A 24,631-nucleotide genomic window follows, 5' to 3' on the forward strand; every position below is an offset into this window, starting at 1 on the left:
AAAAACAACCCAAATAACATAACTATCTCATTATTAATTTATTTAACTCTTTTTAGCATTTACCTCTTACTTGGTTTTAAATGCTATACATTACAGAATTATAAACTTGTTGTGTATTGTTTTTTTACTACCTGCTATTTTTAAAAGCTAAAAAAACAAGCTAACTTACTTTGGTTTGCATAGCAGTTTGCTTTGCCATTATAGCTTTCCATTTCACATATCCCACTATAGCCATTACAAATAAAAACGCGCTTAACAAGGCATAAAGATACAAGCCCTTATGAATCATAAGGGGAATACAAATGATGTTACTAATATTTAGATACAACCAATTTTCAATCTTTCTTTTTGCCATTAACCACATACCCGCCCAAGCAAATCCGCTAACCAATGAATCCCAGATTGGAACATCAGAGTCGGTATAATTGCTTAAAAACAAATAAAATATGGTGAAACTTACCAAAATAATACCCCATACTATAAAAACTTCACGCAAGTTGAGTTTGGTTATTTCCGCTTGTTTTTTCTGCCCACCAAACTTCCAATACAACCAGCCGTAAATACTCATTACCAAATAATAAATATTTAAGATAAACTCACCGTAAAGCTTGTGGATAAACATCACATAAAGGCCCAACACAATACCGGCTATACCAAATAGGTAAGTGTGCACATTATTTTTTGTGGCTAAAGTAACTTGTAAAACAGAAAAAAGTACCGCAAATGATTCGGTCCATGAAAACTGAAGAATAATGTCCTGCATCATAATATCTTTGATTAAATACATGATGAGATGATAAAGTAAATTAATCCCTTTCTAGCATTATCTAAAAGGTGTGGAAATAAATTCCAGGGTATCATCTCAGCCAAGGATCGTTAATCCTAAGCACCCCTTATTTAAAGGCCCAAAGGTAAACTTTTTTACAACACTAACTAACAGATTAAAAACAATATTATCTACCGAAAGACTATATAAGAAGTAGTCCATTAAATACAAAAACATTTTTTAACTTTAAAAAAAGCTTTGGCACTAACCAAATAAACAAAAAGCTTGGTAATCTCATAAGCTTGGCTGGGGAGATTAAACAGCCTAAAAAAAACACCTAAAATAACGCTTCCCCTTTAGCTCCCTTACTCTAATAAGAGCCAATAAAGCCGTATTAGGTTAAAAAGAACCTTTAAAAAAAAGTCATTTTTTCTTTTAAAAATTACCTTTTATTAGCAACTGGCAATTACATACTTTGTTTGTAAAGAGCAACCTAGAAATCAATTACTATTTAGTTTAAAAATTTCGTATTAAACAAATTCCCTCAGATTTACCTTTTTGCAAATAAAACTAAAAAACACCATAACTTGTTATATATAACAATCCATAAAACCCAAAGTAAATTGGAAACATATTGGGGCTATTATTTACATATAAATTTCTAAAAATCAAATATTTAATTACAATAATTCTCACTTTAGAAACCTTTATTAATCTATAAAAGCAAAAATTTACGTTAAAAAAATAACAAGTAACTAAACCTACATCTAGTCAGTTATAAAAAACAAATCTTTTTTAGAAAATAAGTTACAAAAACACACGATAGTTGAATAAATAATCATTTATACACAATATTTAGTGACATATTTTATACTTCATAAACTTTACATCTAATTATGTATATTTGCTTTACATCCCTAATTACTCAAATATCATGAGAGCATTAAAACTTGCTTTTACATATATTATCTTTTTTACCTCTACGTTATTACTAACCACTAGTTGTCAATTATTTAAAAAAGACACCCAATTAGATAATAAACCAATAGTTGAGTTTTTATCCAGTTATAAACGTCAACAAGCAACTCCACAGGAAAAACAAAAAGCCGACTCGATAGGTCAGTTAGTCTTACAAAGAGAAAACACCTTAAAGAACAGAGAGTTACTTGCCACTTACATCCAACATGTAAGTCCTGATTTACCTTATATTGATGAATTAGAAACAAGGTCCAAAAAACACAATGACCTTACTCATTTAGGACTTTCTCATTTTTATCGAGCAAAGCATTTTGAAAAAACATTTTCAAAGGATAGTTCTCTTTATAATTACACAAAAGCCGAGATGCTTTTCCGCCACACCAATGACACACTTAACTTAAGTCAAACCCTTACCTTTAAAGGAATAGTACTTGTAAACAATCGTATTTTTGAGGAAGCTGAAACTACCATTATTCAGGCAATGTCTTTGACAAATCACGTAAAAAACAGCAACCTTTTATATACGCAAAACCTAATGCTAGGGGCTACATTTTCAGGTCTTGGACAATATGACAAAGCCGAGCAGCAAATACAAAAGGCCATTGCGTATCTTAATAGTCCTGAATCCGATGCAGCTTATCCCCCGTATTTAAAGCAGTTAAACTTACTATCTGCTCAAAATAGTTTAACAAGAAATTACTTGGAATCCAAAGAGTTCAATAAGGCCTATGACTTAATAGAACAAGTGCAAAGCAATGCTGCAATTCAAGATCAAAAAAACTATTACGAACAAATCATATATGCAATTTCCCTGCAATCCTTAGCCAATATTAACCTACAGGTCAATAAATTAAAGAATATTGAAAAAGATATCAAACAAAGTATTTTTCTTTTGAATAAAAACAATGCTCAGGATGAAGAACAATTCTCTCAAATTATACTGGCCAAATACTTTTTAAAAACAAATCAAAAGCAAAAAGCTATTGATTTACTACAAAATATAATAAGTCACGCCAAACAAGAAAAATTACTTTTCCAAGAAAAACAGGCTCTAGCAGTTCTTTTACAAGCAACCTCGGATAATACCAGTGAGATTTTTAATCGATTTCAGCAAATAACCGATTTAATCAGTCAGGATGCCAATTCAATGCATAATACCTTTGCACGTATAAAACTAGAGACAGATGATTTATTAAAAGAAAACCGAACATTAGCCAAACAAAAAAGATGGATTACCACCACTTCCTTGTTCGTGCTTTTGATGACTAGTTTGCTTTTCTCTTTCTTTTTTGTTAGACAAAAAAACAAGCAGTTAAAAACTGTTGAACTTCTTCAAAAAGATACCGAAAAGTATTATGATTCGATTCTACAAATTCAAAGTGAGCTTAGTCAAGCTCGTAATTTGGAACGTAAAAAAATTGGGCAGGATCTTCACGATGGAATTATGAATAAAATCTTTATCACCCGCTTTTTATTAGAACAAATGAGCAACGAGGATTTTCAAACAAAAAAACAAGATTTAGTAAAAGAATTCCAAGAGATTGAAAAAAATATTCGTAACGTATCTCATGTTTTAGCTAAAGACAATGTATTTAGCACCAATTCGTTTTGTTCACTTTTAAGTGACTTGGTAGATTTGCAAAACAGAAACAATAAAACGCAATTTACATTCGAGATCCAAAATGGGGTTGATTTAGAAAAACTAGATACCAAAGCAAAAATTCATATCTATCGCATTGTACAAGAAGCTCTTCAAAATGTTCAAAAATACGCCAAAGCAACAAAGTCCGAGGTTTGTTTTAAAGAATCTGACAATAAAATTGCTTTGTCTATTACAGATAATGGCATCGGCTTTGAAGTTGGCCAAAACACCACTGGGATAGGTCTATCTAATATCAGAGCAAGGGCTAGTTTTATTAAAGCGCAATGCGAGATACAAAGTGCACCAGGTAAAGGCACCAGAATTCAAATACTATTTGGAGATTTAACTTAAAATCTTTCCAATTATAATGATTTCATTACAAGCCAGGTAGTGGAAGAAAATCTATAACAAGTACCATTTTTTAATTAAAGTAGTTAACCTACCATTTTTTAACTCACCTTTATTGTCAACGAATTATTGTTCAGCTCAAGGTGAGTTAAAAAAAGATATAGTGTGGTAGGGTTTTATTATGCTTTTTATACCCAAATCTTAATTATTTGCTATACCCGAGTTACAACAAAATTAATTTTGATCTACAGGTTCTTTAATTAAAAAGCACAACAGATATAAAATATGGCAAAATACAAAGGCTATTGCAGTTAGCATTAGTATGTTAATTGGTATTAAATTGGTAATGGCAGAGATTAAAAAAGTGACAAAAAGCTGCATAGATCCAAGTAATGCCGATGCCGATCCGCTATTTTGTAAAAAAGGTTCTAAAGCTATTTTTGTAGTAGTGGGAAACAATACCCCTAGGGTTAATATTAAAAAGAAAAGAGGTATTAATAAAAACTCTATTGGTTGTTTATTAATGCACATAACACATAAAATAATACTTATAACAAGGCCAAAAAAGATGGTATATTTAATAACCTGACGTATGGTTAACCATCTAGAGAGTATCCCACTACTAAGCCAAGCACCAAGAACTAAACCAATGGCATTAAAGGCAAATATGTAACTAAACAAAGTAGATGACAACCCGCCGTATTCCATAATTAAATAGGGTGCATTGGCCAAATAAATCATTAAAATACTATAGGTGATACTGCCAATTAAAGTATATTTCAAAAATGTATTTACCTGCAATACCTTTTTAAACTCAGCCACCATACTTGTTTTAACCTCTATGGTTTTATCTTTTGTCTCAGGTAGTAATAAAACTACACTAACCAAACAAATTATCCCTAGAACTACTAAACTAACAAAAGTGGCTTGCCAAGAAAAACTAGTGACTAAATAATTTCCCGCCACCGGACCTATAATTGGAGCTATACCGGCTATAATAGCCAGCAAAGAAAATACTCCCATGGTTTGAGACAACTTAAAATACTCATTGACAATCGCTCTTGCAATCACCACACCGGCACATCCGGCAAAGGCCTGAAAGAATCTAGCAATCCAAAACTGCTCTATGTTTTGGGAGTAAATACATCCTAGACTAGCTAAAATAAACAACAATAAAGAGATAACAATTGGCCATTTACGACCATAGCGATCAGAGATAGTTCCCCAAAATAACTGCCCTATAGCAAAGCCAGCCAAAAAGGTAGATATAGAGAATTGTACACTACTTAAATCAGTGTGGAAATACTGGGCCATTTGTAAAAATCCTGGCAAGTATAAATCGATACTAAAAGGCTCTAAGGCCGAAAGTAAAGATAAGATGACAACCACAAGTAGTTGTTTTTTGTTTAATTTACCCATATTTATTTTTTAGGGGCAAATCTACTGCCAACAATAATTTAAAAACTTATCTAAAAGGGACAAATCATTAGACTTTTTTGACTTTTGCTCGAAACTCCAATGGGGTTAAACCAGTAGCTTTTTTAAAGAAACGATTAAAGTAAGAAACTTCGGAAAAATTTAAACTATGTGATATACTTTGAATATTATCTTGACTGTAACCAACCAAACGCTTTGCCTCTAAAAGTAATCTTTCTTGCAACTGAGCCTTTAAACTTACCCCTATCCCTTTTATTAAAATCTGATTCATACGCTTTGGAGAAAGCCCAACTTTATCGGCATAAAAACAGGCATTTCGTTGGGTTAAAAAATACCTCTCAATTAAATCCAAAAGTGTGTGTAAACGCGAATCAATACGAATGTCCACCATATTTAAAACCGGCAAATCCTGTAGATGTATAATTAGAAGCTGCAAATATTTCTCTAATACATGAAAGCGCTTTTTCCCCTGGTATTCCAGGGAGATTAAATCCATTATATGGGTAAATAAATCAATTTTATCCGGAGTCAGACCCAATTGTAAATGGGTGTTTTTTGTAAAACTTTGCCATTTTGCCTCTAGGTGTAAAACCCGATGAAAACAATCCTTATCTACCGTAATACAGTACCCTTGCATACCAGTTGAATCCAAATAATGAACCTGTCCGGGGTAGGTAATCCACAATTGGTTTGCACCGAGTTTGTAACTCGTAAAATCTATTTCATGGCTTTGGTCTTGAACATGAGTAAACCAAAATATCTGATAGAAATTATATTGAAAATGTCCTTTAAAATTAAAAAAATCACCTAAGTCTTGAATTTTAAAAAACTCAATAGGGGTAGTTTTATCTAATTGCTCTAAACATACTATCTTTTTACTGTGATCCATCCAAGAAATTTTACCAAGATAAATAAATCCTATAACCCATTTGATTACCTAAAAAAAAACAAATTCTTATTTACCATATCTTGGCACAAAGGTAAATCTTATTGTTCTTCTTTGGTTTATATAACCCGATAATCTTCTTGTATTATTTTTTAAAAATTAGACTCTTTTCAAAAAGCTTCGCTATGGCAATTACTTTAAAAAACAAAGTACCCAAGCAAAGTCATTCCAAGTAGCTTTTGCTTATAAAAACAAATCCTAATTCACATTACATGGTTAATTGCCAGATTAAAAACGATTGATTTTTAAAAAACTTACTTTTAACCAATTACAAGTGAAATTTAATAAGCTCTGTAACACATACAAGCCTGTAGAGAAGAACCAGAAAAAAAAGTAATTTTTAATATTTTTTGACAATTTTGACAGAAAATGACAAGAAATTAACCTAAAAAAGTCGTGGTAACAGCCCTTTTGGGTACAGATTATTTAAAACACTCCATTTTAGATAAAAAAAATTTATATTTGCCAGAATAACCTTACTACACTTATTTTTATGGACAATCTAGTAATTGTGATTATAGATGACGAACCTAATAATCGCGAGCTACTTAAAAGATATATAGAACTTTTATATCCGCTAAGCAACCACACTTTTCACCTATGTAATTCTGTTAAAGCTGGTGTTGAAATAATTAAATCTAACCCGATAGATTTAGTTTTCTTAGATATTGTAATGCCTGAACAAGATGGTTTTGAGCTTTTTAAACATGTCAACCACTACAAATTTGAGGTAGTGTTCACCACGGCTTACCAACAATATATGCAGCGATCCATTAATGACTTTCAGTGTTTTGGTTATCTAACAAAACCAATTATAAAGGATGATCTTAAAAATATTTTTAATCGCTTTTATGATAAAATAAATAACACTAAAAAATACCGTTTAATCTCTCACAACAATAACAAACGTGAATTAATCAATTTAGATGATATCATTTATTGTAAAGGTGAGGGAAGTTATTGTGCTATTTATACCAGTGAAGATAAGTACGTACAAAGTAAAACCCTAGGAGAAGTAGAACAGGTCCTGCCCAGTGATAATTTTATGCGCGTTCATAAGTCCTTTGTTGTTAATTTGAATCATGTGAAAAACTACAGTAGAGAGTTCAAACAATTGCAACTTAAAATATCTTGTGTGGAAGAGCAAAACCTAATTCCAGTTTCTAAATCTTATAAAGATAAAATAGAGAGTTTAAATCTTTTAAAATCAAGCTCCAAATTAGTGGATAAAGTTTAATTTTCAAATTAGAGAATAATATTCAATTTTAAAATTGAGATATTACCTAAAAATAAACAGGCAAATTTATGCGAGTAATTCTGTTTGTTCTACTGCTATTTTTATCCCTATCTAGTAGTGCACAACATACAATAACCCAACGCTACACGGTTAATCAAGGACTAATATCCAATAAGGTAAATAAAGTTTTTATAGACTCACAAAACAATCTATGGCTTGGAAGTCCAGCAGGGTTAGTAAAAAAGCAATTGAATAAATTTGTCCAAGATCCACAGAGTATAAAATGGAAGTTCAATAATATTTTTGATATTACCCAAGATAGTTCAAAGGCAATGTATGTTGCTAGTTACGGACAAGGGGTACTTTTCATTTCGGATTCACAGTCCAAGGTTTACAGCACAAAAAACGGGCTTGTTAGCGATATGGCTAGAAGCCTGTTTTACTATAACGATCAAATTTTTGTAGGTACAAACAATGGCGTATCCATTATAAATACCAAAGATTTTTCCATTACAAATCCAGGATTTACCCAAAGTTATTGGCATCCGTTTGAGGTAAGTAGTTTTTTTCAAAGTAACGGTAAAGTATACGCCACTACCATTAACGATGGAGTTTTCCAAATAACGGATCAAAAATTAATTCCCGATGTAGATATCAAACGTATTTTTTCTAGCTTCGTGTATAAGGATTGGGTCTTTTTAGGTACTGCAAATGGGTTGATCCAACTACAAGCCAATACGTTAAAAACAATTGCTACCTATCCGATTAACAATGTTATGGATTATTTTGTTTTAGCAGACAAACTTCACGTTGTTTCCTCGGGAATCTATCAAAATTCAGGAGGTATTTATGTACAAAGTGATAAGGCATTTTTACCCATTGCAGATTCCTTAAACGTAAATGTAAATTCGATAGTTAGCGTAAGACTAGACAAAGAAAATCAATTCCTTTACTTGGCCAGCAAAGACCAAGGTTTGTACCGAATTGATCTAAACACTCCTATTTTTCATCAAAGTAGTTTTCAACTAGTTTACACCTTGAGCGTGAAAGACAAAGAGCACTATGTTTTTCATGACAAAGGTTTTACCTATTTATCCAATCATAGACCTTTAAAAGAGTTATCTCTACAGGACTTTAAAGATTACCAAGTTCAGCATGACTCTGCTTTAAAACATATCACTACCTTAGAAAACGACTTTTTTCCTTTAGATTATAATACCAAAGCACAAGACATTATCTTTTATAAGTCCATGTTAAATAAAGACCATGTTTGGGTTTGTAGCAATATTGGTATGTTTGAACTTGATTCCACAGGAGAAATTATAGGTTATTTACCAATCCATGTTTATCAATTTACCTTTTTTAACAACCAATTAGTCACACCGGTACCCTATGCAGGGGTTAGAATCTTTCAAGATATCTATAACTTAAAGTATAATTACTACCATAACTGGCAAGACAATACGATTCCTACCGATGTGGTATCTGTGGCAACCAGTAAAGATGCTGTCTATTTTGCAAGTGCTTTACAAGGGATATTTGAGTACAAACAAGGTAAATTTACCTCTTGGAAAGCAACAAACAAATTCGATGAATTAAAAATAAGGCATTTACTGGTGACTCCACAAAACATACTAATGGCCATTACCGATTTTAATGATATCTATAGTTTTGATTTAAACCAACCAGGCAAGCAAGAAGAACAACTCTTAATCCCGCATTCTAAAATAAAGGGACATGAACCAGCATTATTACAACATATTGATGGTGTTTTATATGTAGGAACAAACCTAGGAATTAATGTATTTTACCAGGATAGACAATTTTTCATTGACAAAGAACAAGGCATTATTGACAATACAATTTCTATGGGAGTTGGCCTTGATAACCAGCTTTATATCGCTACTAAAAAAGGATATTTTATTTTAAAAAACACAGTTTTTAAAAATAGACAACTGGTTAACTTAAAAGTTAAGCTAACTGGGATAACGGTAAACAACTCTGCTTATCCCCTACCTATTGACAGCCAAAAAGAGCCTTGGATAACCTTAGGGGCAAAACAAAATAATCTTAAGCTTAGTTTTGAGATTCAACAACCAAGTTACCCTGGAAAAATTGAATTCAAATATCGCCTAAAACAAGCAGAACCCTGGAACGTGGTTAAAGATGAGAAAAATATCCAACTTTATCACCTAAATGAAGATACCTACCATATCGAACTATTAACCACCGATTTACATACCGGTTCTAAGAGCATTTCCACGGTATTAAAACTAACGATAAAGCCGGCGTTTTATAAATCATCTTGGTTTTTAGTATCGTGTTTCATTATTGTTTTAGCTGCGGGAATTATAGGTTTTAAAATCCGAGTTTCACTACTAACAAAAAAACAAAATGAAAAGCTTCAGGCCATAAAAGAAAAAAACGAGCAACATAAAAAACAATTAACCTTTGAGAAAAAATTAGCCGATGTAAAACTACAGGCCTTAAAGAGTCAAATGAATTCTCATTTTTTATTCAATGTATTAACCTCTATTCAATTTTATATAATAACCAACAATATAGATCAGGCTCTATATTACATTGAAAAATTCGCTTCTTTAATTAGACTTACGTTAAACTACTCGGATTTAACAAAAGTTACACTTGCCCAAGAGATAGACTATCTCCAAAAATATTTAGAGATTGAAAATGTAAGAATGGAAACCCCTGTGAAGTTTAAAGTAAAAGTCCAAGGCGATTTTGACCTAAACCAAATCTTTATCAACCCTTTGTTATTACAGCCATTTATGGAGAACTCACTCTTGCATGCCTTTAACAACACCATAGAAAACCCTACCATTACCTTAAAGGTCCGAAAACAGAACCAGCGCTATGTTTTAACCCTAAGTGATAATGGAATAGGTTTTGACAAAGCATCAAATTCCAACCATATCTCCAAGGGGATTTCTATTGTTAAAAAACGACTAGCACTAACAAAAGAACATATTGGAGAATCTCTGGAGATTAAATCCAGTAAAAATGGTACAACAGTACATATTACTTTATAGAAAATAGACCTGTAATTCATAAAACAGAATTAATCTTTCTTAAAAGTCACTAAATTATCGCAAAACAATCTGCAAGGTAAATCCTAGGGTTCTTAGTAGAGTTCCTTCACAATAGGTTCGTACACTAAAAAAAATCAAGCATTGACTAGTTTTTACCCTTTGATTATAAGCTTAACTACTAATTTAGCATTCGCAATTTTTTAGTTATAGATCTGGAAAAGGGATTAATTTACTACCAATTTATAATCAATAACTTAGATGGCTTAAAGTGGTAATAATTACATTCTTTAGCTGTAAAAGGTTAGTCAGTATGAATTAAACTTGGAAATAACTAATAAATAAAAATGAAGTATTAAATTAAAAAACACCTGTTTTTTAATCTAAACAAGGCCTAAAATAACTGGCCTATGTTATATAGTTTTATAAGTCCCCACAAGATAATGGAATCTATAAAACCCAGTTGAGCATGAAATAAAATAGTTTGTTTTAAGGATCTTTGTCTGCAAACCACTTTATTTTAATAAGGAAGTTCTTTAGACTGGTTTAGATTCCATTTTCTTTTTTAAAGTTTACTATTGGCAGCTTCTTTATAGATTAATTTTTTAAAGACTAGTTCGTGCTTTAAGCTTTACAGGATTAAGTCCTTAGGCTATTTCTTCTTGGTTTACTGATTTTAATTCCATTTGCTTTCAAGGTAGTATTTACTTTGTAAAATCTTTCAAAAAAAACATTGACTTACTAGGTGCTATAACCTTTAAAACGAATATTGTTAACTATAAAATTCTTTGAATTTTAAAGTTATAACTAAACCCTTTAGATTTATTTTTTTACTCTTTTAGCCTCGGCTATTTTTATTGCCGCGTTGTATATATATAAGTTCTTTTTTGTCTTTTAATTCAAAAGTTAAGTCCCTTTATTTACCATCAATACCAAATAACTTTACAACAAAACAAATCCAATTTAAACTTTAATTACCTTATTGCTTTACATGCCAAAAAATATCATGATCACCCAGCTCACTTCCCTTACTATAAAAATCCTTTGGATTGTGATTTGTTAAATCTTTATATACCTTATTAAAGTGAGATTGATCTGAAAAAAAAGAATTAGCAATACGGGTAAAAGAATCTTTATCCTGTCCTTGGAGCCTATATTCCAAGGTTTTTCTAAATAAACATATTAACTGAAACCGCTTGGCTGAAACACCTAAATTAGTTTTAAATAGTCGATTTAAATGTTGGCGGCTCACTAAGAGCTGCTGGGCTAATTCAGCAATAGATTCGGGTGGACAAGGTCCTAAGATTCTTTGAACTCCTTGGGATAAAACCCCAAAATCGACTTCTATAAATCGCTTGGAAAGAAAACTATCCAACAATTCTCTTATATCATCTTGTTGGCAATTTTTAAATAAGATTTCTAGCTCTTTGTTTGTAAAAAACTCACCTACTTCTGCTATTTCATTAAATCGACCTTTTTTAAAGAATTGTTGAACCCCAAGTGGATAAAAAACAATCACAATTCGAAACACTCTACCAAACTGTCTAACCTTTAAAACCGAATCTCTTACGGTGGTATAAATCTGTAAAAAACCAGCCTTGGGATCAAACACTACTTCTTTGTCTTTATTTTGCAAATGAGACCTATATAATGATAAAGTAGATTTGTAGTGGGGAAAACAGTCAATCTGCCTGAGTGTACTATCATGTTTGTAATCCAAATAATAATACTCAACGTATTTTTTTACAAGCTCACATTTAGGAGTGAACGTTTCGAATCGATCCTTGGTTTGCATAGAATTCACAAAAAATATTAAACTTTTAAAAAACAAAAAAAACCTGTAATCTTATAATGCAAAATACAAATAATTATTAATAACTAATCACTTACAACTAATCACTTACAACTAATCACTTACAACTAACCATGTACAGATAATTAGCCGGTTTAACACAGTAAATAAATTTGCCATTATTTATTTAAGTGCCTACAAATAAAAATAAAATTGCGTTGAATTTTGTTTTAACCGTCTTTAATATCTATAAAAACCTACTAGATCTCCCAAGAAATGCTCTTGCCTTATTTCTACCTATATGTATTATTCTTATCTTTTAAAACAAAACCACTTGTTATTGGTAAATACATTTTTTTATATTTCAAATTCCCTTTATAACCTATAGCTACTAAGTAAATATTGACTCAATTACTTAGAGAAAAGCTAAAGAATAGTTTTTTTTAACCAGATCAATAAAAATTTTAATCCCAGCTAAATTTTGTTATATTTAAATAATTAAAACCTTTTTCAATATCCTTGTAATTGCTTTTTTAATCCAATATGTTTTTTTTGTATAATATAAGTTCTATATGAGAGTTCTATTTTTATTACTTTTAAGTTCCTATGTAGGTTTTTCACAAAACTTAGTAGTTCATTATGATCATCAAAGCCTTCATGCTAAACCAGAGGATATAGCTCAAAAGCACATTCTTAGCTATAAAGATGGTATATCTTACTTTGAAAAACAAGGAGATAAAAGCGCAGATTCACCAGATATAGATAATATTCCAAAGCAAATACAAAAACAGCTGCTAGAAGATATTAATACACTAGATAAAAAAAATTACTATTACAAAGATTTTAACAACGATGAATTACTTACCATTATAGCCAGGGAACAAGTGGTAGATAAGCTAATAGATTGGGACTGGCAAATCACGCAAGAGGTTAAAGAAATTCAGGGGCTTGTTTGTACAAAAGCTGTTTCAAATTTTATGGGATATCACTTTGAGGCCTGGTATACTCTTGAAATACCAGTAGGCATTGGTCCGGAATATTATCATGGCCTACCAGGGTTAATACTACATGCCTACAATTTAGGTTCTGAATATAAAGCTACCTTAATTGAATTTCCGCAAGATCTACCACAAATAAAAAAACCAGAGATTCCACTTGGACCTACCTATAGTTTTATACAAGCCCAAGAAATGATTCTTAAACCATCGGATAGTAAACCTATTAGAAAATACTCCATAGATGACAATACAACTATTCAAATAAGTATAAAAACTAGAATTAAAAAATAAAGCGATTGTTTTTTATTATGCGAGTACTATTCTTTTTTGGGTTATTAATCTTTAGTATAAAAACCTATGGGCAAACTATCCCCATACAAATCCTAGATTCACAAAACAACCCAATAGCGTTAACAACAGTGCAGCTATTAAAAGATAACAAGCCTATTTCTTATGGTCAGAGTGATAAAAATGGCAAATTATCTCTACAAACTAAAGGCAGCGCTTTTCCTTTGCAAATCTTCACTACCCATTTATCCTACCAACAAAAAAGCCTAACGCTCTACAGCACGGACTCCATTGTGATCCACCTTGAGCCTAAATACACTCAAATGCAGGAAATCACAATAACAAGTGATAATTACGATGTAACCCGCACAAAAGACACCATATCCTACACACTTGCTAAAATACTTAACGGTAGTGAAGTCTTATTAAAAGATGCTTTGGAAAAACTACCTGGTATAAGTATAGATGATAATAAAAAAATACTTTTTCAAGGTAGAGTAATTGATCATTTATTAATTGACGGATCTCCCTTTTATGGAGATAATCATCAACTAGCCACCGAACATTTAAAAGCAGATATTCTAGAAGCAGTACAGGTACTAACCAATTACAAAGAAAAAGGGGAACAAAATGATTTTTCCACAGGAAAAACAGCTGTCAACCTGCAAATAAAACAAGAGTATAAAAACAAAAACAATATAGAATTACTTGGGCAAGGTGACTTTTCTAAGCACTATCAAGGCAAAGGAAATCTCTATGGTTTTCATAAAAAAAGTAAACTTAGTTTTTTAGCGGACATCAATAATATTAACCAAAGTTTGTTTACCCCTAAGGATTATAAAGCCATATTAAATAAATCAGGTAAAGCACTTTTAAACCAAAGCAGAGCTTCTTTTTTTAATAATGTAAAAACTCCAGATTTTTTAAATAATGATAAAGATGCTAAACAAAAAACACACAAGGCAATAGCTTTAAACTACACCATAGATTACAGTGAAGATCGCTCACTGGAAATTCAAGGTTTTATGAGCTACCTAAATCAGCAATACCATCAACAGATCTTGCAAAGCTTTTATTTACCACAAAGTCCGCAAACCAGCCAGGATCAAAAATCAAACCAAAAAGCGAGTTTTACTTCCTTTTATATGAATTATAAAAACGCAAAAGAACAGGACTTTTATTGGAATCTTGGGGCTTATTATTTAGGCACAAATCCGCGTGATTTAAGTTTTTTCAATCAGCTTGATTTTGATTTAAAAACAAACTCCTTTATTGAACAAAACAACACTAATAAAGAGCATAGCTTTGGAGTAAACGCTCTTTTAAAATATAATTTTTCAAAAAAATCACAAGCACAAATTTTATTATTTACCGACTTTTCTTCTGTAAATTCTGACCTTTCTCTTTTATCAGAAAAACCCTTGTTCATCCACGAATCAAATGCGCTTTATTTAAATCAAACAAACAAGAAACAGTTATATTCCTATGGGAGTAAAGCTAGTTTTACCCACTTATTTGAAAATGCTTCCCTTAGCTTTGAGCTCACGGCATTACAAGACTTACAAAAAGGTGAAAACGCCAACAACCTACCCTCAGCTAGTTTGGATAAATTACATAAAAACTACTATATTTTAGGGGCGTATTACAATCAAAAATTATTTAAAAACAAAATCACGTTTAACATTGGAACGGATTATCTAACAAACCACAATACGCTTAGTCAAAGGTCAAATACCCGTTACAGTGTTTTTTTACCTTATTTAAAAGCTAGCTTTAAACACCAAGATATCGCTTTAAATATCGAGATGAAAAAGAATCTAAAATCCCCAGATATCGATGCGTTTTTCCAAAGTGATATTCTCCAGGACTACCAAAGCATTTTTCTAGGTAGTACTTTAAATTATAAAAATATTTTTACTCGTAGCCTTCAAGGTAATCTTTCTTATGGGAACCCTTTAAAAAACACCTTTGCATTATTGGCCATAACGTATTCCAAAGTAAAAGATCCACTTGGATTAAAGAGTCAAATAAATAATGATGTTTCTACAAGTTACTATGGCTATTTCGATTTTGAGAAGTCCTCTACCTTACTGCTTTTTTTACAAAAAAAGAGCCGTGTACTTCCCTTAGGAGCTAACCTACAGGTTTTCTATGCCCAAACACAAAATACCTCTAGTATAAACTCCTTAGATGCTATAACTAAAACAACCTTTAGTAAATACGATCTTTTTATGCAAAGCTATTTTAAACAAAGTTACTTTAATATAAAAGCAGGAATAGTTTTACAAGGTGTTAAGTCCCACAACCAAACTAAAACAGCTTCCATGTTAACCAACTATACACACCTTAAACCAAATGTAAAAATATTTGGAGAGTTACTTGCCGATAAGCTTGTGTGGGAAGTTAAATATGAGTATAATTATTACAAGACAACAAACCTCAAACAAGATCACTTTAGTGATATAGGATTTGAATTCAGCTACAAAATAAAGCCTGAATTTCATATGTTTATCCAAGCCAACAACTTACTTAGTTTAAACAAAAACAAGGTAATGCAAAGTCTTAATACAACAGAAAATTACATCCAGCAAAGAAGTATTCTCATGCTACAGGGTTATTTAAATCTAGGAGCTAAACTCACGTTTTAAAAACAATGGTCTGTTATTTAAAGACACCGTTTCACACACACAAGGTTCTATTTTTTTGTCTACTTTAAAATCAAGGGAGATATGGTCATAATTTAGTAATCACCGTCTCTTTCTAACATGTATTCGATAACTTGATTTAAACTAGCATATCCAGCAGGAAATTTCTCTAGTCCCTTTACCACTTCTTCTTTGGGGTAATTATCTACTATAAATTTAGCTAAATCTCCATTGATATTTATTCTATAATTATGGTGCTGTCCCAACTTGAGTATTTTCTTTAAAAACAATTCACTGTTAAACACCATCAGATCTGAGGCTATCTCCAAAATAACTTCATGAGGAACTGTGTTGTCTAAAACTTGAAGCATTTTTGCATAATTACCCTCACTTTGTAGTATTTGAAAATAAAGTAAACTAGTTGAAATCTCAACAAAGCTACTTGTGCGAAGTCTTGTGAGTAACCTAGTTCTGAAGTTTTTAAACTCTGGGGTAGATTCAAGCTGTTCTTTTATATACAAATAATCCTCTATATCACAATTTGAATCAAAAGTTTGTATTTGCAATCTAGCCAGTTGCTTTAAATCACCCCTATCCATATAAATATCTGCTAAGATACCAAAGTAAGGTAAATTGTACTGAGCACGCACATTTAAAGATATAATCTGATTGGCATATTGCTCTGTTAAATCCACATCGATAGGTAAAAGGTTCTCTAATAGAAAAATATTATAGGTGTTTTCGTAGCGAATTGGAGTAAATAAATGATAATACTCCTTAAATAAATCATACTCTACAAAAGTTGTTAAAGCATATTGATGTAGGGTAATATCGTTAAAATCAGTATTTTCTTTACCCTGTAGAAGTCTTATAATTAAAGGAACAACCACTGATTTATATTCCATTTTTGATAAGGTAATAAAAGTAAAGAACATCTTTAAATAAACCGGTTCATACTGGCTATTTACACGATTGCTCTCAATGTATTTTACCATATCATTTAAGATTCGTTCAACCGTGGAGCTGTCTTTTAAATTATAAACATAACCCAAAAATGTATTTAAAAACTGATCTATAAAATTACTTAGACGTTTTGAGGAGTAATCTACTTTATATCTAAAGTGTGAGATTTGTAAAACAATTCTAGCTACTATCTGTAAGCTTATAGACTGATTAACGCTCATCATTAAATACTTATCTACTGGTTTTAAAGACAATTCTAGCATTTCAACTAGATTTTTAATCAAAGCTGCATCTGCTTTTTTCTTCTTACCAATAACAACATTATAGGCCTGCTCAATAATTTGTTCAACTTGTTGCGGGGTATATTCCACTTGTTTTTCACTTTGGAAAGTAAGAACAAAATTCTTCTCTAACTCTTTATCCTTTTTAAAGTGCTGCTGCAACCACTGGTAAACTAAAGCTGGATCGGTCTGATTAAGTAACTGCTCACTAATGGTTAATTTAGCAGTCTTTACATTTTTTAAGACAGGTTTTTTTTCTTGACTTTGGCTCCCCTCTAAAACTTCATTTAACTCCATGACCATGCGAAACTTATGTACACATAAGTCTGATTCACTTTGACAATCACAGCTTATCGTGTGTATCTTCTTACCCTGTAAAACGAGCTGTACATCGTAGCTTGCTAGCTTTTGATCAACAAAACATACCCAATGACCTGGTGACTCACTCTCTAGCTCGCGAATAGGTAATTTACCAATACTACGCAGCTCTGTATTACTTGCCTGTTTTAAATATTGAAGTAAAGTCATAACCTAAAAATATTGCTTTAAAGACAAATATATATTTTAAAAAACACATCTACACTAATCCCAGGTGAAAATAACTGAAATACACCTACTTACAACAATACTCTTGCCATTGAAAAATATACTTGTCATTGAAAAAACCGCTATCCAGAATTAGATTTTACCGGTAGCAAACAACAAAAAACATAAATAACAAGGCAGCCCAAGCTACTGTAACCTTTAAATAAACAACAAGCATCCTTTGGAGTTTTTAAATAAAAAATAACTTCTCTACAATATGTATTTGAAATAAAGATTTAAGTATATTTAAGATAATACTAATGTTTAATGCTTTTACCTTTAATTCAATGTTAGATTTTTCTCCTACTAAAAATGGAATTGGTATTGAAATATCAGCAGATTGTTCTGATTTTGAAAACTATATGCTTGGATCTATAAATTTGATATAAATGACTATGCCAATTCTACTAAACCATGGATTCAACAGCAACAAAGATCTAAAGTACTTATGTCCTTTGCCTATGAAATACGAAAAGCTATGCAAGGCATGCGAATAATTAAAACAACACAATGCCCAATCCTCCAAAGAGACAAAACAGTGGTTGGTACTTCAATAAGTTATGTAGAATTCTTATTTTTTTATCAACGCCATAAGGGCCAATATGTTATATACGCCTACCACTAAAAAAGACCTTGCTCATCTTTTTATCCTAGAAGACAGATTTTTAGAATTCTCTTAAGCAGTATGACCCTTTAGGAGCCATCAAAAATAAAGACTTAACAAATAATATTCTTAAGCTTAACAAATAATATTCTTAAGACAGAATCCCCTATATATTTTTCATATTGTGTACCGCTTAGCTTAATTTTTTCAAATTACAAAGTGGGAAAAAGTCCTTTCGCCAAATTCCTAAACTTCTTAAAATAGCAATACCCTATAGCGCAGAGAACCAATATTATGAGAAGAACTTGAAAATCCAGCAAAAAAAATTCAACTGTGATCTAGATAGTCTTTCTATTGAAGATGATAACCTTGATTACCAGTCTTTTATATGGTGACTTTTAATAAGACAATGTTTTGACCTGGTAAATCTCAAAACCAAGACATGCTATAATTGCTAATTATCGTTTTATAATAATTTTCTTTGCCATAACTAAATCAATTACTGCAAACATAAAACCGGAGACTGGTTACTACGACCATAATAGACATACTGCGTTAAGTTATATACTACCTCACCGTGAAATGGTAACTACTTTTTCCGTTAATAACATTACTCAAGATGTGTTGAAATTCTTATCAAAACATGCAAGAGGAGTTATTCAAAACTGTACAATCTGTCAAAGCTTACAAAATTTCTTTATTCAAAGGATAACCAACTAGAGTTTGGATTAGATCTAATTAAACAAAACCCATAATAAACTCTTCTAAAACCAAATTGATGGTCAAGCTCTTAAACGACTTTTTTATCCCCCTATTTCAATTGCTCATTATTACCAAAATACAATTCAAATAACTCACCTGGCTTTTTACCTATGGCTTTTTCGATAAGAATTAGCTCATAAGCTTGTAAAGAAGCATCTGAATAATATAAATTATCCAACCTAATAACATCAATACCTGTAAGTTCACTTAGATTACGAGTCTTAGTTTTTGTAGATTCAAACTTCATCATAAATTTCCCAAAATCATTTCGTTTGCGCTCAACCATCACAGGGATCTTTCCTGGATAATCATCACTTAAAATACCGGGATATATAACCTCCGCAAGACTTACAAAATTTACATTGAATGATTTATATAGATTATAAAAAAAACTAGCCTTAACCCCCTGCTTTTTCCCTTGTAAAATTTTCGTAATAGAACTCGCATTAACTCCTAATAAGTCACTTAACCTAACATTAGATAAACTATTGTCCTGTTTTTGTTTTAAAATATAAATAGAAACATTCTTAGCTCCTTCTTTCTTAAACCTATCAATCATGGCAAAAACTTTAACAATTTTCTTTTTCTTTAAAATTTGCAGATAAAGAAAAAATTACTATATTTGAATTAATTATTAGAGACAGTAATAGTCTTAGACTTTTACAACGATGTTTTCTTGACCCGAAACTGACCATTTCATTCACCAAGAAAAATCGTGATGTCGCTCCATGTAAAAAAGTTTTATACTTTTGTAATTACATGTGAGCGGTACTCACGTATACTTTAGGTGAAACATTGGTTGGTCAGGCCAGGGTCTAGAGTGTGAGCCGCTCCTTGTATTATACACAAGTCCGGTTTATTATAACTCAAGAAATCATCGTTCATATAAAATATGTGAGCGATTTTTTATTTTATATCACTTGGTGATGACAACTCAAAAAGTTGTCTTTAATCTGTTTTAAATAAAATTCACTCTCATTTGGGTTAAGTGCATAAAAAATGATGTATCCTTTTTTAATACACTTTCTCCTTTGCTCTGATTATTAATGATTTTCATTACATCTTGTAAAAGGTATTTATTATTATCTCGAACCATAAAAGTAATTCCTTTACACGTGTTTTCCTAATAGGATATTATTTGAAAATTATTTTTATAAAGAACATAAAAATCATCAAGGACAGTCTGGTTACTCTATCAGATTGTTCTATGAAAATCATAGTCTTTAAAGAAGAGAATCTTTAAAGCTTAAAATACGACAAACTATAATTATAGTTTGGAAAAAGGGCTTACCTGAAGTCCTTATAGAACCATTCGTAAGTAGTGCTTATTACTAGCCACTTATGCCTTGCTGTGTGCAAGAACATAATACGTACATCGAAGTTTTCGAAATTTTTCAATTATTATTTTATTACAACCATAAAACTTGTTTAACCATTAAATCAAGGAAAACAATTATGAATTAAACACTTGTTGGTATGCAAGGCTTTAGTTAAAGGCTTTGTTAGGAAAGCTCTTTACATTAACTCTTGCTTACACTGTAGTTCCAATAATGAAATAATGTACTGTACTGATTTCATAAAGGTTTTTAATAGTTAGGTGAAATTACTACAACAACAAGTACTTAACACAACTCATGCGTCAAGTTCAAAGGGATTTTGAACAGCGCACATGCTAGACTATACCTTCTCTCTACTTCATATTATAAAATAGTAGAGAGGGGTTTTTAAAATTAAATTGCTGGAAATTTATATATATTATCGGGATGGATTGGTGTTGCAAGGATTGTTATAATCTATCGACATGTCCTAATATAACAAGCATTTGCTCATTAACCATCCCCAATTATAAAATTCCAATCCAAAGGTTTAAAAGTAAAATGCCTATGATTCCAAAACTACTTTACATAATTCGCAATCCTAGCATATAGGATATCTCTTTACTAACGTGAAAATGTTAATAAAAAATTGAAGAAATGAGCTAATCGAGTAAAAAGTCTTCCTAAGACTATAACTATAGCTTCGTTTAATAAATAACATTAGGATAACCAGTTATTAAATATAAAAAGTCTATTTTTTTGTATTTTTTATATCCGATATAGCTTAGAAAAGCAACCCTCCTTTTAAATAAAAGTCTTTACATACCTCAAAAGAACTCTTCCTGCTTTTATAAGGTTTGATAGCTAAACCAAACTTTAACTGTAGTTAAATACAGTTTTAGAAATAAAATTAAAAAGACTAAACCAACCAAAATTAAAAGAATATTATGAAATCAAAATCAATTCCATTTTATGGATATAGGATAGCTATGGTCTTATTAAGCCTATGTTTTTATCCAAATTTACTCCAAGCTAAGAGTCAGGAAGAAGATTCAAAAATAATTTATCAAAATAAAATTACAATCACCGGTGTTGTATCGGACGAATCAGGAGTTTTACCAGGTGTTATTGTACAAGATAAAGCAAGTAGCAATTCAACTTTAACCGACGCAGATGGTAATTACTCTATACAAATAAAACCAGGAGACATCCTTGAGTTTTCATATATAGGATATATAAGTAAAAAGATCATCATTACAAATCAAAAAACACTAAATATCACCTTAGATCAAGATACTCAACAACTAGATGAGATTGTTGTAAATGCAGGATATTATACAGTTAAAGACAGAGAAAGAACAGGAAGTATAGCAAGAGTGACTGCTAAGGATATAGAACATCAACCAGTATTAAATCCACTGCAAGCAATACAAGGAAGAATGGCAGGTGTAGATATCACTCAAAACTCCGGTGTGCCAGGGTCAGGATTTAATATTGAAATAAGAGGAAGAAATAGTTTGAGAAAATATCAAAATAATTCCCTGAATGGGAATGCTCCATTATATATAATTGACGGACTGGCTATTCCCAATACAAACCTTCTTAACTCAACCTTATCAAACTCGATCTTGCCTTTAAGTGATACTAATATTTTAAACACTTTAAATCCAAATGATATCGAAAGCATTGAGATCTTAAAAGATGCGGATGCTACAGCCATTTATGGTTCAAGAGGTGCTAATGGAGTAGTACTTATTACAACTAAAAAAAACAAATCAAATGATCTTAAAATTTCACTTTCGTCTGCCTCCTCTTTTAGTACCGTAGCAAATAAAATGAAACTTTTGAACACATATCAATTTAATCAGATAAGAGAGGAAGCTTTTAAAAATGACAATATAACTACTTTTCCAAATTCTGCCTTAGACTTAAACGGTGAATGGGACAAAGATAGTTACACAGATTGGCAAAAGTTACTTATAGGAAATACTGCAAGAAGTCAAAACTATCAATTATCTATAAGAGGCGGAAATAATAATACCACTTTCTTCACTTCATATAACAATGATAACCAAACTACAGTTTTTCCAACAGACAATGGCTATAAAAGACATACTTTTTTACTTAATCTTATACATAATAGCTTAGATAATAAATTTTCCCTAAACACTATAACAAACTACTCTATACAATCTAACAACCTTATTGCAAATGATTTAACAAAGACAGCCTTAACTATGCCGCCTAATGCTCCATCTTTATATAATCAAAATGGAGCATTAAATTGGAACTTTCCTGCTAACAATAATCCAATTGCAAATATGTTTGAAACTTATAGAAATAATAGTAGCATGTTATTACTTAAGGCTGACTTTAGTTTCAAAGTAAATAAAAACTTAACTCTTAAAATGATAACTGGATATACAAGTACAAATACGGAAGAGAACAGGATTACACCACATACAATTTACAATCCTGACTTAAATTATACATCAGCACAATCCAAATCACAAAACACAGTAAGAACTAATAAAAATTATATATTAGAACCGCAAATATTGTTTTCTCCACAAATAAGTAAAAGTCTAAATATAAATGCATTAGTTGGTTTCACATACCAGAATAATGAAACAGATGCACTCCATTTACTAGGTGAAGGATTTCAGAGTAATGATTTCATATGGAATATAGCGGCTTCAAAAAATAAAACCATTTCTCAAAGTGCTAATCTTCAATACAAGTACACTGCTATATTTTCTAGAATTAATCTTGACTACAATAGCAAATATTTACTAAATATTACGGGAAGACGAGATGGTTCATCACGGTTTGGTTCTAATCAAAAGTTTGGGAATTTCGGTGCAATTGGTATGGCTTGGATTATTTCAAATGAAAATTTTTTAAAAGATAATTCCTTTCTCAACTTTGCAAAACTTAGAAGTAGTTGGGGTACTTCTGGAAGTGACAACATTGGAGACTATCAATATCTAGATTCATATAGTGTAAAAACAGCAACCTATGATGATATTCCCGGTTTAGCACCATCCAGATTACATAATCCAACTTTTAGTTGGGAAAAAACAACTAAAAGTGAGGTTGCTTTAGAACTAGAATTTATAAACCGCAACATGTTTCTTGAATTAGCATGGTACAGAAATATATCTACAAATCAATTAGTAGGTGTTCCTCTACCAGGAACTACGGGGTTTTTATCTATGCAGGATAATCTTCCAGCTAAAGTTGAAAACAAAGGATGGGAAATTAACATTTCTTCAAAAGTTATAAATACAAAAAACTTCAAATGGACTACTGCATTTAATATATCATTTCCAAAAAACACCTTGATTTCTTTTCCAGATTTAGAAAGCTCTACATATGCAAATACCTATATAGTGGGTAAAAGTACAAACTTGGTAAAACGATTCTATTTTGAAGGTATAGATAAAGTTAATGGCAACTATTCATTTACTGATTATAATAACGATTCAAAAATAACGTCACCAATTGATGCACAAAGTCTTCATGAAATTGAGAAAAAGTATTATGGTGGCTTCTCTAATTCCATAAATTATAAAAAATTCCATTTTGACTTCTTACTTCAGTTTGTAAAGCAAGTCAACTATAATTACAATGCATACATTCCACTTTTAGGTTCTTTAAATAACATGCCAGTTGAAGTTCTGTCATATTGGAATGATACTTCCGAAAATTATAACTATGGCAAGCCTACCTCTGGAACAAACAGTAGTCTATTAACTAGTTTTTCTTCATTTATAAGTAGTTCAGCTACCATTTCAGATGCATCTTATATCCGACTGAAAAATATTTCGATAAGCTATCAAACACAATTATCAAAAAAAGATGTAAAACTATATATTCAAGGACAAAACCTCTTAACAATTACAAATTATTTTGGATTAGATCCTGAATTTACTGCTATAGGTTACCTACCCCCATTAAAAACATTCTCTTTTGGAATTCAAATCACATTTTAAA

At 31.1% G+C, this 24,631-nt stretch carries 12 protein-coding genes; 6 read left to right on the forward strand and 6 right to left on the reverse strand.

The window, feature by feature from the left end; genetic code table 11:
• Window positions 1-160 precede the first annotated feature (160 nt).
• Complete coding sequence (pnuC, locus tag ACYSNV_RS07910) at window positions 161-766, reverse strand: nicotinamide riboside transporter PnuC (RefSeq protein ID WP_461762087.1); 606 nt, start codon at window positions 764-766, stop codon at window positions 161-163.
• Window positions 767-1,700: 934 nt separating this feature from the next.
• Here pnuC and ACYSNV_RS07915 point away from each other — a divergent pair.
• The gene (locus ACYSNV_RS07915; protein WP_461762025.1) at window positions 1,701-3,737 is read left to right on the forward strand and encodes a tetratricopeptide repeat-containing sensor histidine kinase; all 2,037 of its coding nucleotides are present in this window, start codon (window positions 1,701-1,703) and stop codon (window positions 3,735-3,737) included.
• A gap of 231 nt (window positions 3,738-3,968) precedes the next feature.
• Here the strand turns inward: ACYSNV_RS07915 and ACYSNV_RS07920 are convergent, their stop codons facing one another.
• Both ACYSNV_RS07920 and ACYSNV_RS07925 read right to left on the reverse strand, forming a co-directional pair.
• Entirely contained in the window at window positions 3,969-5,153 is a 1,185-nt protein-coding gene (locus tag ACYSNV_RS07920; RefSeq protein WP_461762026.1) for a multidrug effflux MFS transporter, read from the reverse strand.
• Between the two features lie 67 nt (window positions 5,154-5,220).
• Window positions 5,221-6,060 carry a helix-turn-helix domain-containing protein gene (locus ACYSNV_RS07925; RefSeq protein WP_461762027.1) on the reverse strand — a complete coding sequence of 280 codons (840 nt, stop codon included), beginning with the start codon at window positions 6,058-6,060 and terminating at the stop codon, window positions 5,221-5,223.
• A gap of 550 nt (window positions 6,061-6,610) precedes the next feature.
• On the opposite strand from ACYSNV_RS07925, the gene ACYSNV_RS07930 reads away from it, so the two are divergent.
• Both ACYSNV_RS07930 and ACYSNV_RS07935 read left to right on the forward strand, forming a co-directional pair.
• Window positions 6,611-7,354, forward strand: a complete 744-nt coding sequence (locus tag ACYSNV_RS07930; protein ID WP_461762028.1) for a LytR/AlgR family response regulator transcription factor — start codon at window positions 6,611-6,613, stop codon at window positions 7,352-7,354.
• A 68-nt stretch (window positions 7,355-7,422) separates the two neighbouring features.
• Window positions 7,423-10,404 (forward strand): sensor histidine kinase, encoded by a 2,982-nt coding sequence (locus tag ACYSNV_RS07935; RefSeq protein ID WP_461762029.1) that lies wholly within the window; start codon window positions 7,423-7,425, stop codon window positions 10,402-10,404.
• A gap of 976 nt (window positions 10,405-11,380) precedes the next feature.
• Here the strand turns inward: ACYSNV_RS07935 and ACYSNV_RS07940 are convergent.
• Window positions 11,381-12,196 carry a helix-turn-helix domain-containing protein gene (locus ACYSNV_RS07940; RefSeq protein ID WP_461762088.1) on the reverse strand — a complete coding sequence of 272 codons (816 nt, stop codon included), beginning with the start codon at window positions 12,194-12,196 and terminating at the stop codon, window positions 11,381-11,383.
• A 569-nt stretch (window positions 12,197-12,765) separates the two neighbouring features.
• Here ACYSNV_RS07940 and ACYSNV_RS07945 point away from each other — a divergent pair.
• Both ACYSNV_RS07945 and ACYSNV_RS07950 read left to right on the forward strand, forming a co-directional pair.
• Window positions 12,766-13,482, forward strand: a complete 717-nt coding sequence (locus tag ACYSNV_RS07945) for a GLPGLI family protein (RefSeq protein ID WP_461762030.1) — start codon at window positions 12,766-12,768, stop codon at window positions 13,480-13,482.
• A gap of 17 nt (window positions 13,483-13,499) precedes the next feature.
• Entirely contained in the window at window positions 13,500-16,127 is a 2,628-nt protein-coding gene (locus ACYSNV_RS07950) for a hypothetical protein (protein ID WP_461762031.1), read from the forward strand.
• A gap of 92 nt (window positions 16,128-16,219) precedes the next feature.
• On the opposite strand, the gene ACYSNV_RS07955 is transcribed toward ACYSNV_RS07950, so the two are convergent.
• Complete coding sequence (locus ACYSNV_RS07955) at window positions 16,220-17,896, reverse strand: hypothetical protein (RefSeq protein WP_461762032.1); 1,677 nt, start codon at window positions 17,894-17,896, stop codon at window positions 16,220-16,222.
• A 1,472-nt stretch (window positions 17,897-19,368) separates the two neighbouring features.
• Window positions 19,369-19,878 carry a hypothetical protein gene (locus ACYSNV_RS07960; RefSeq protein ID WP_461762033.1) on the reverse strand — a complete coding sequence of 170 codons (510 nt, stop codon included), beginning with the start codon at window positions 19,876-19,878 and terminating at the stop codon, window positions 19,369-19,371.
• Between the two features lie 1,704 nt (window positions 19,879-21,582).
• Here ACYSNV_RS07960 and ACYSNV_RS07965 point away from each other — a divergent pair.
• Window positions 21,583-24,630 carry a SusC/RagA family TonB-linked outer membrane protein gene (locus ACYSNV_RS07965; protein ID WP_461762034.1) on the forward strand — a complete coding sequence of 1,016 codons (3,048 nt, stop codon included), beginning with the start codon at window positions 21,583-21,585 and terminating at the stop codon, window positions 24,628-24,630.
• The last annotated feature ends 1 nt before the right edge of the window (window position 24,631 follow it).

The sequence above is a fragment of the Myroides sp. LJL119 genome (assembly GCF_054871605.1).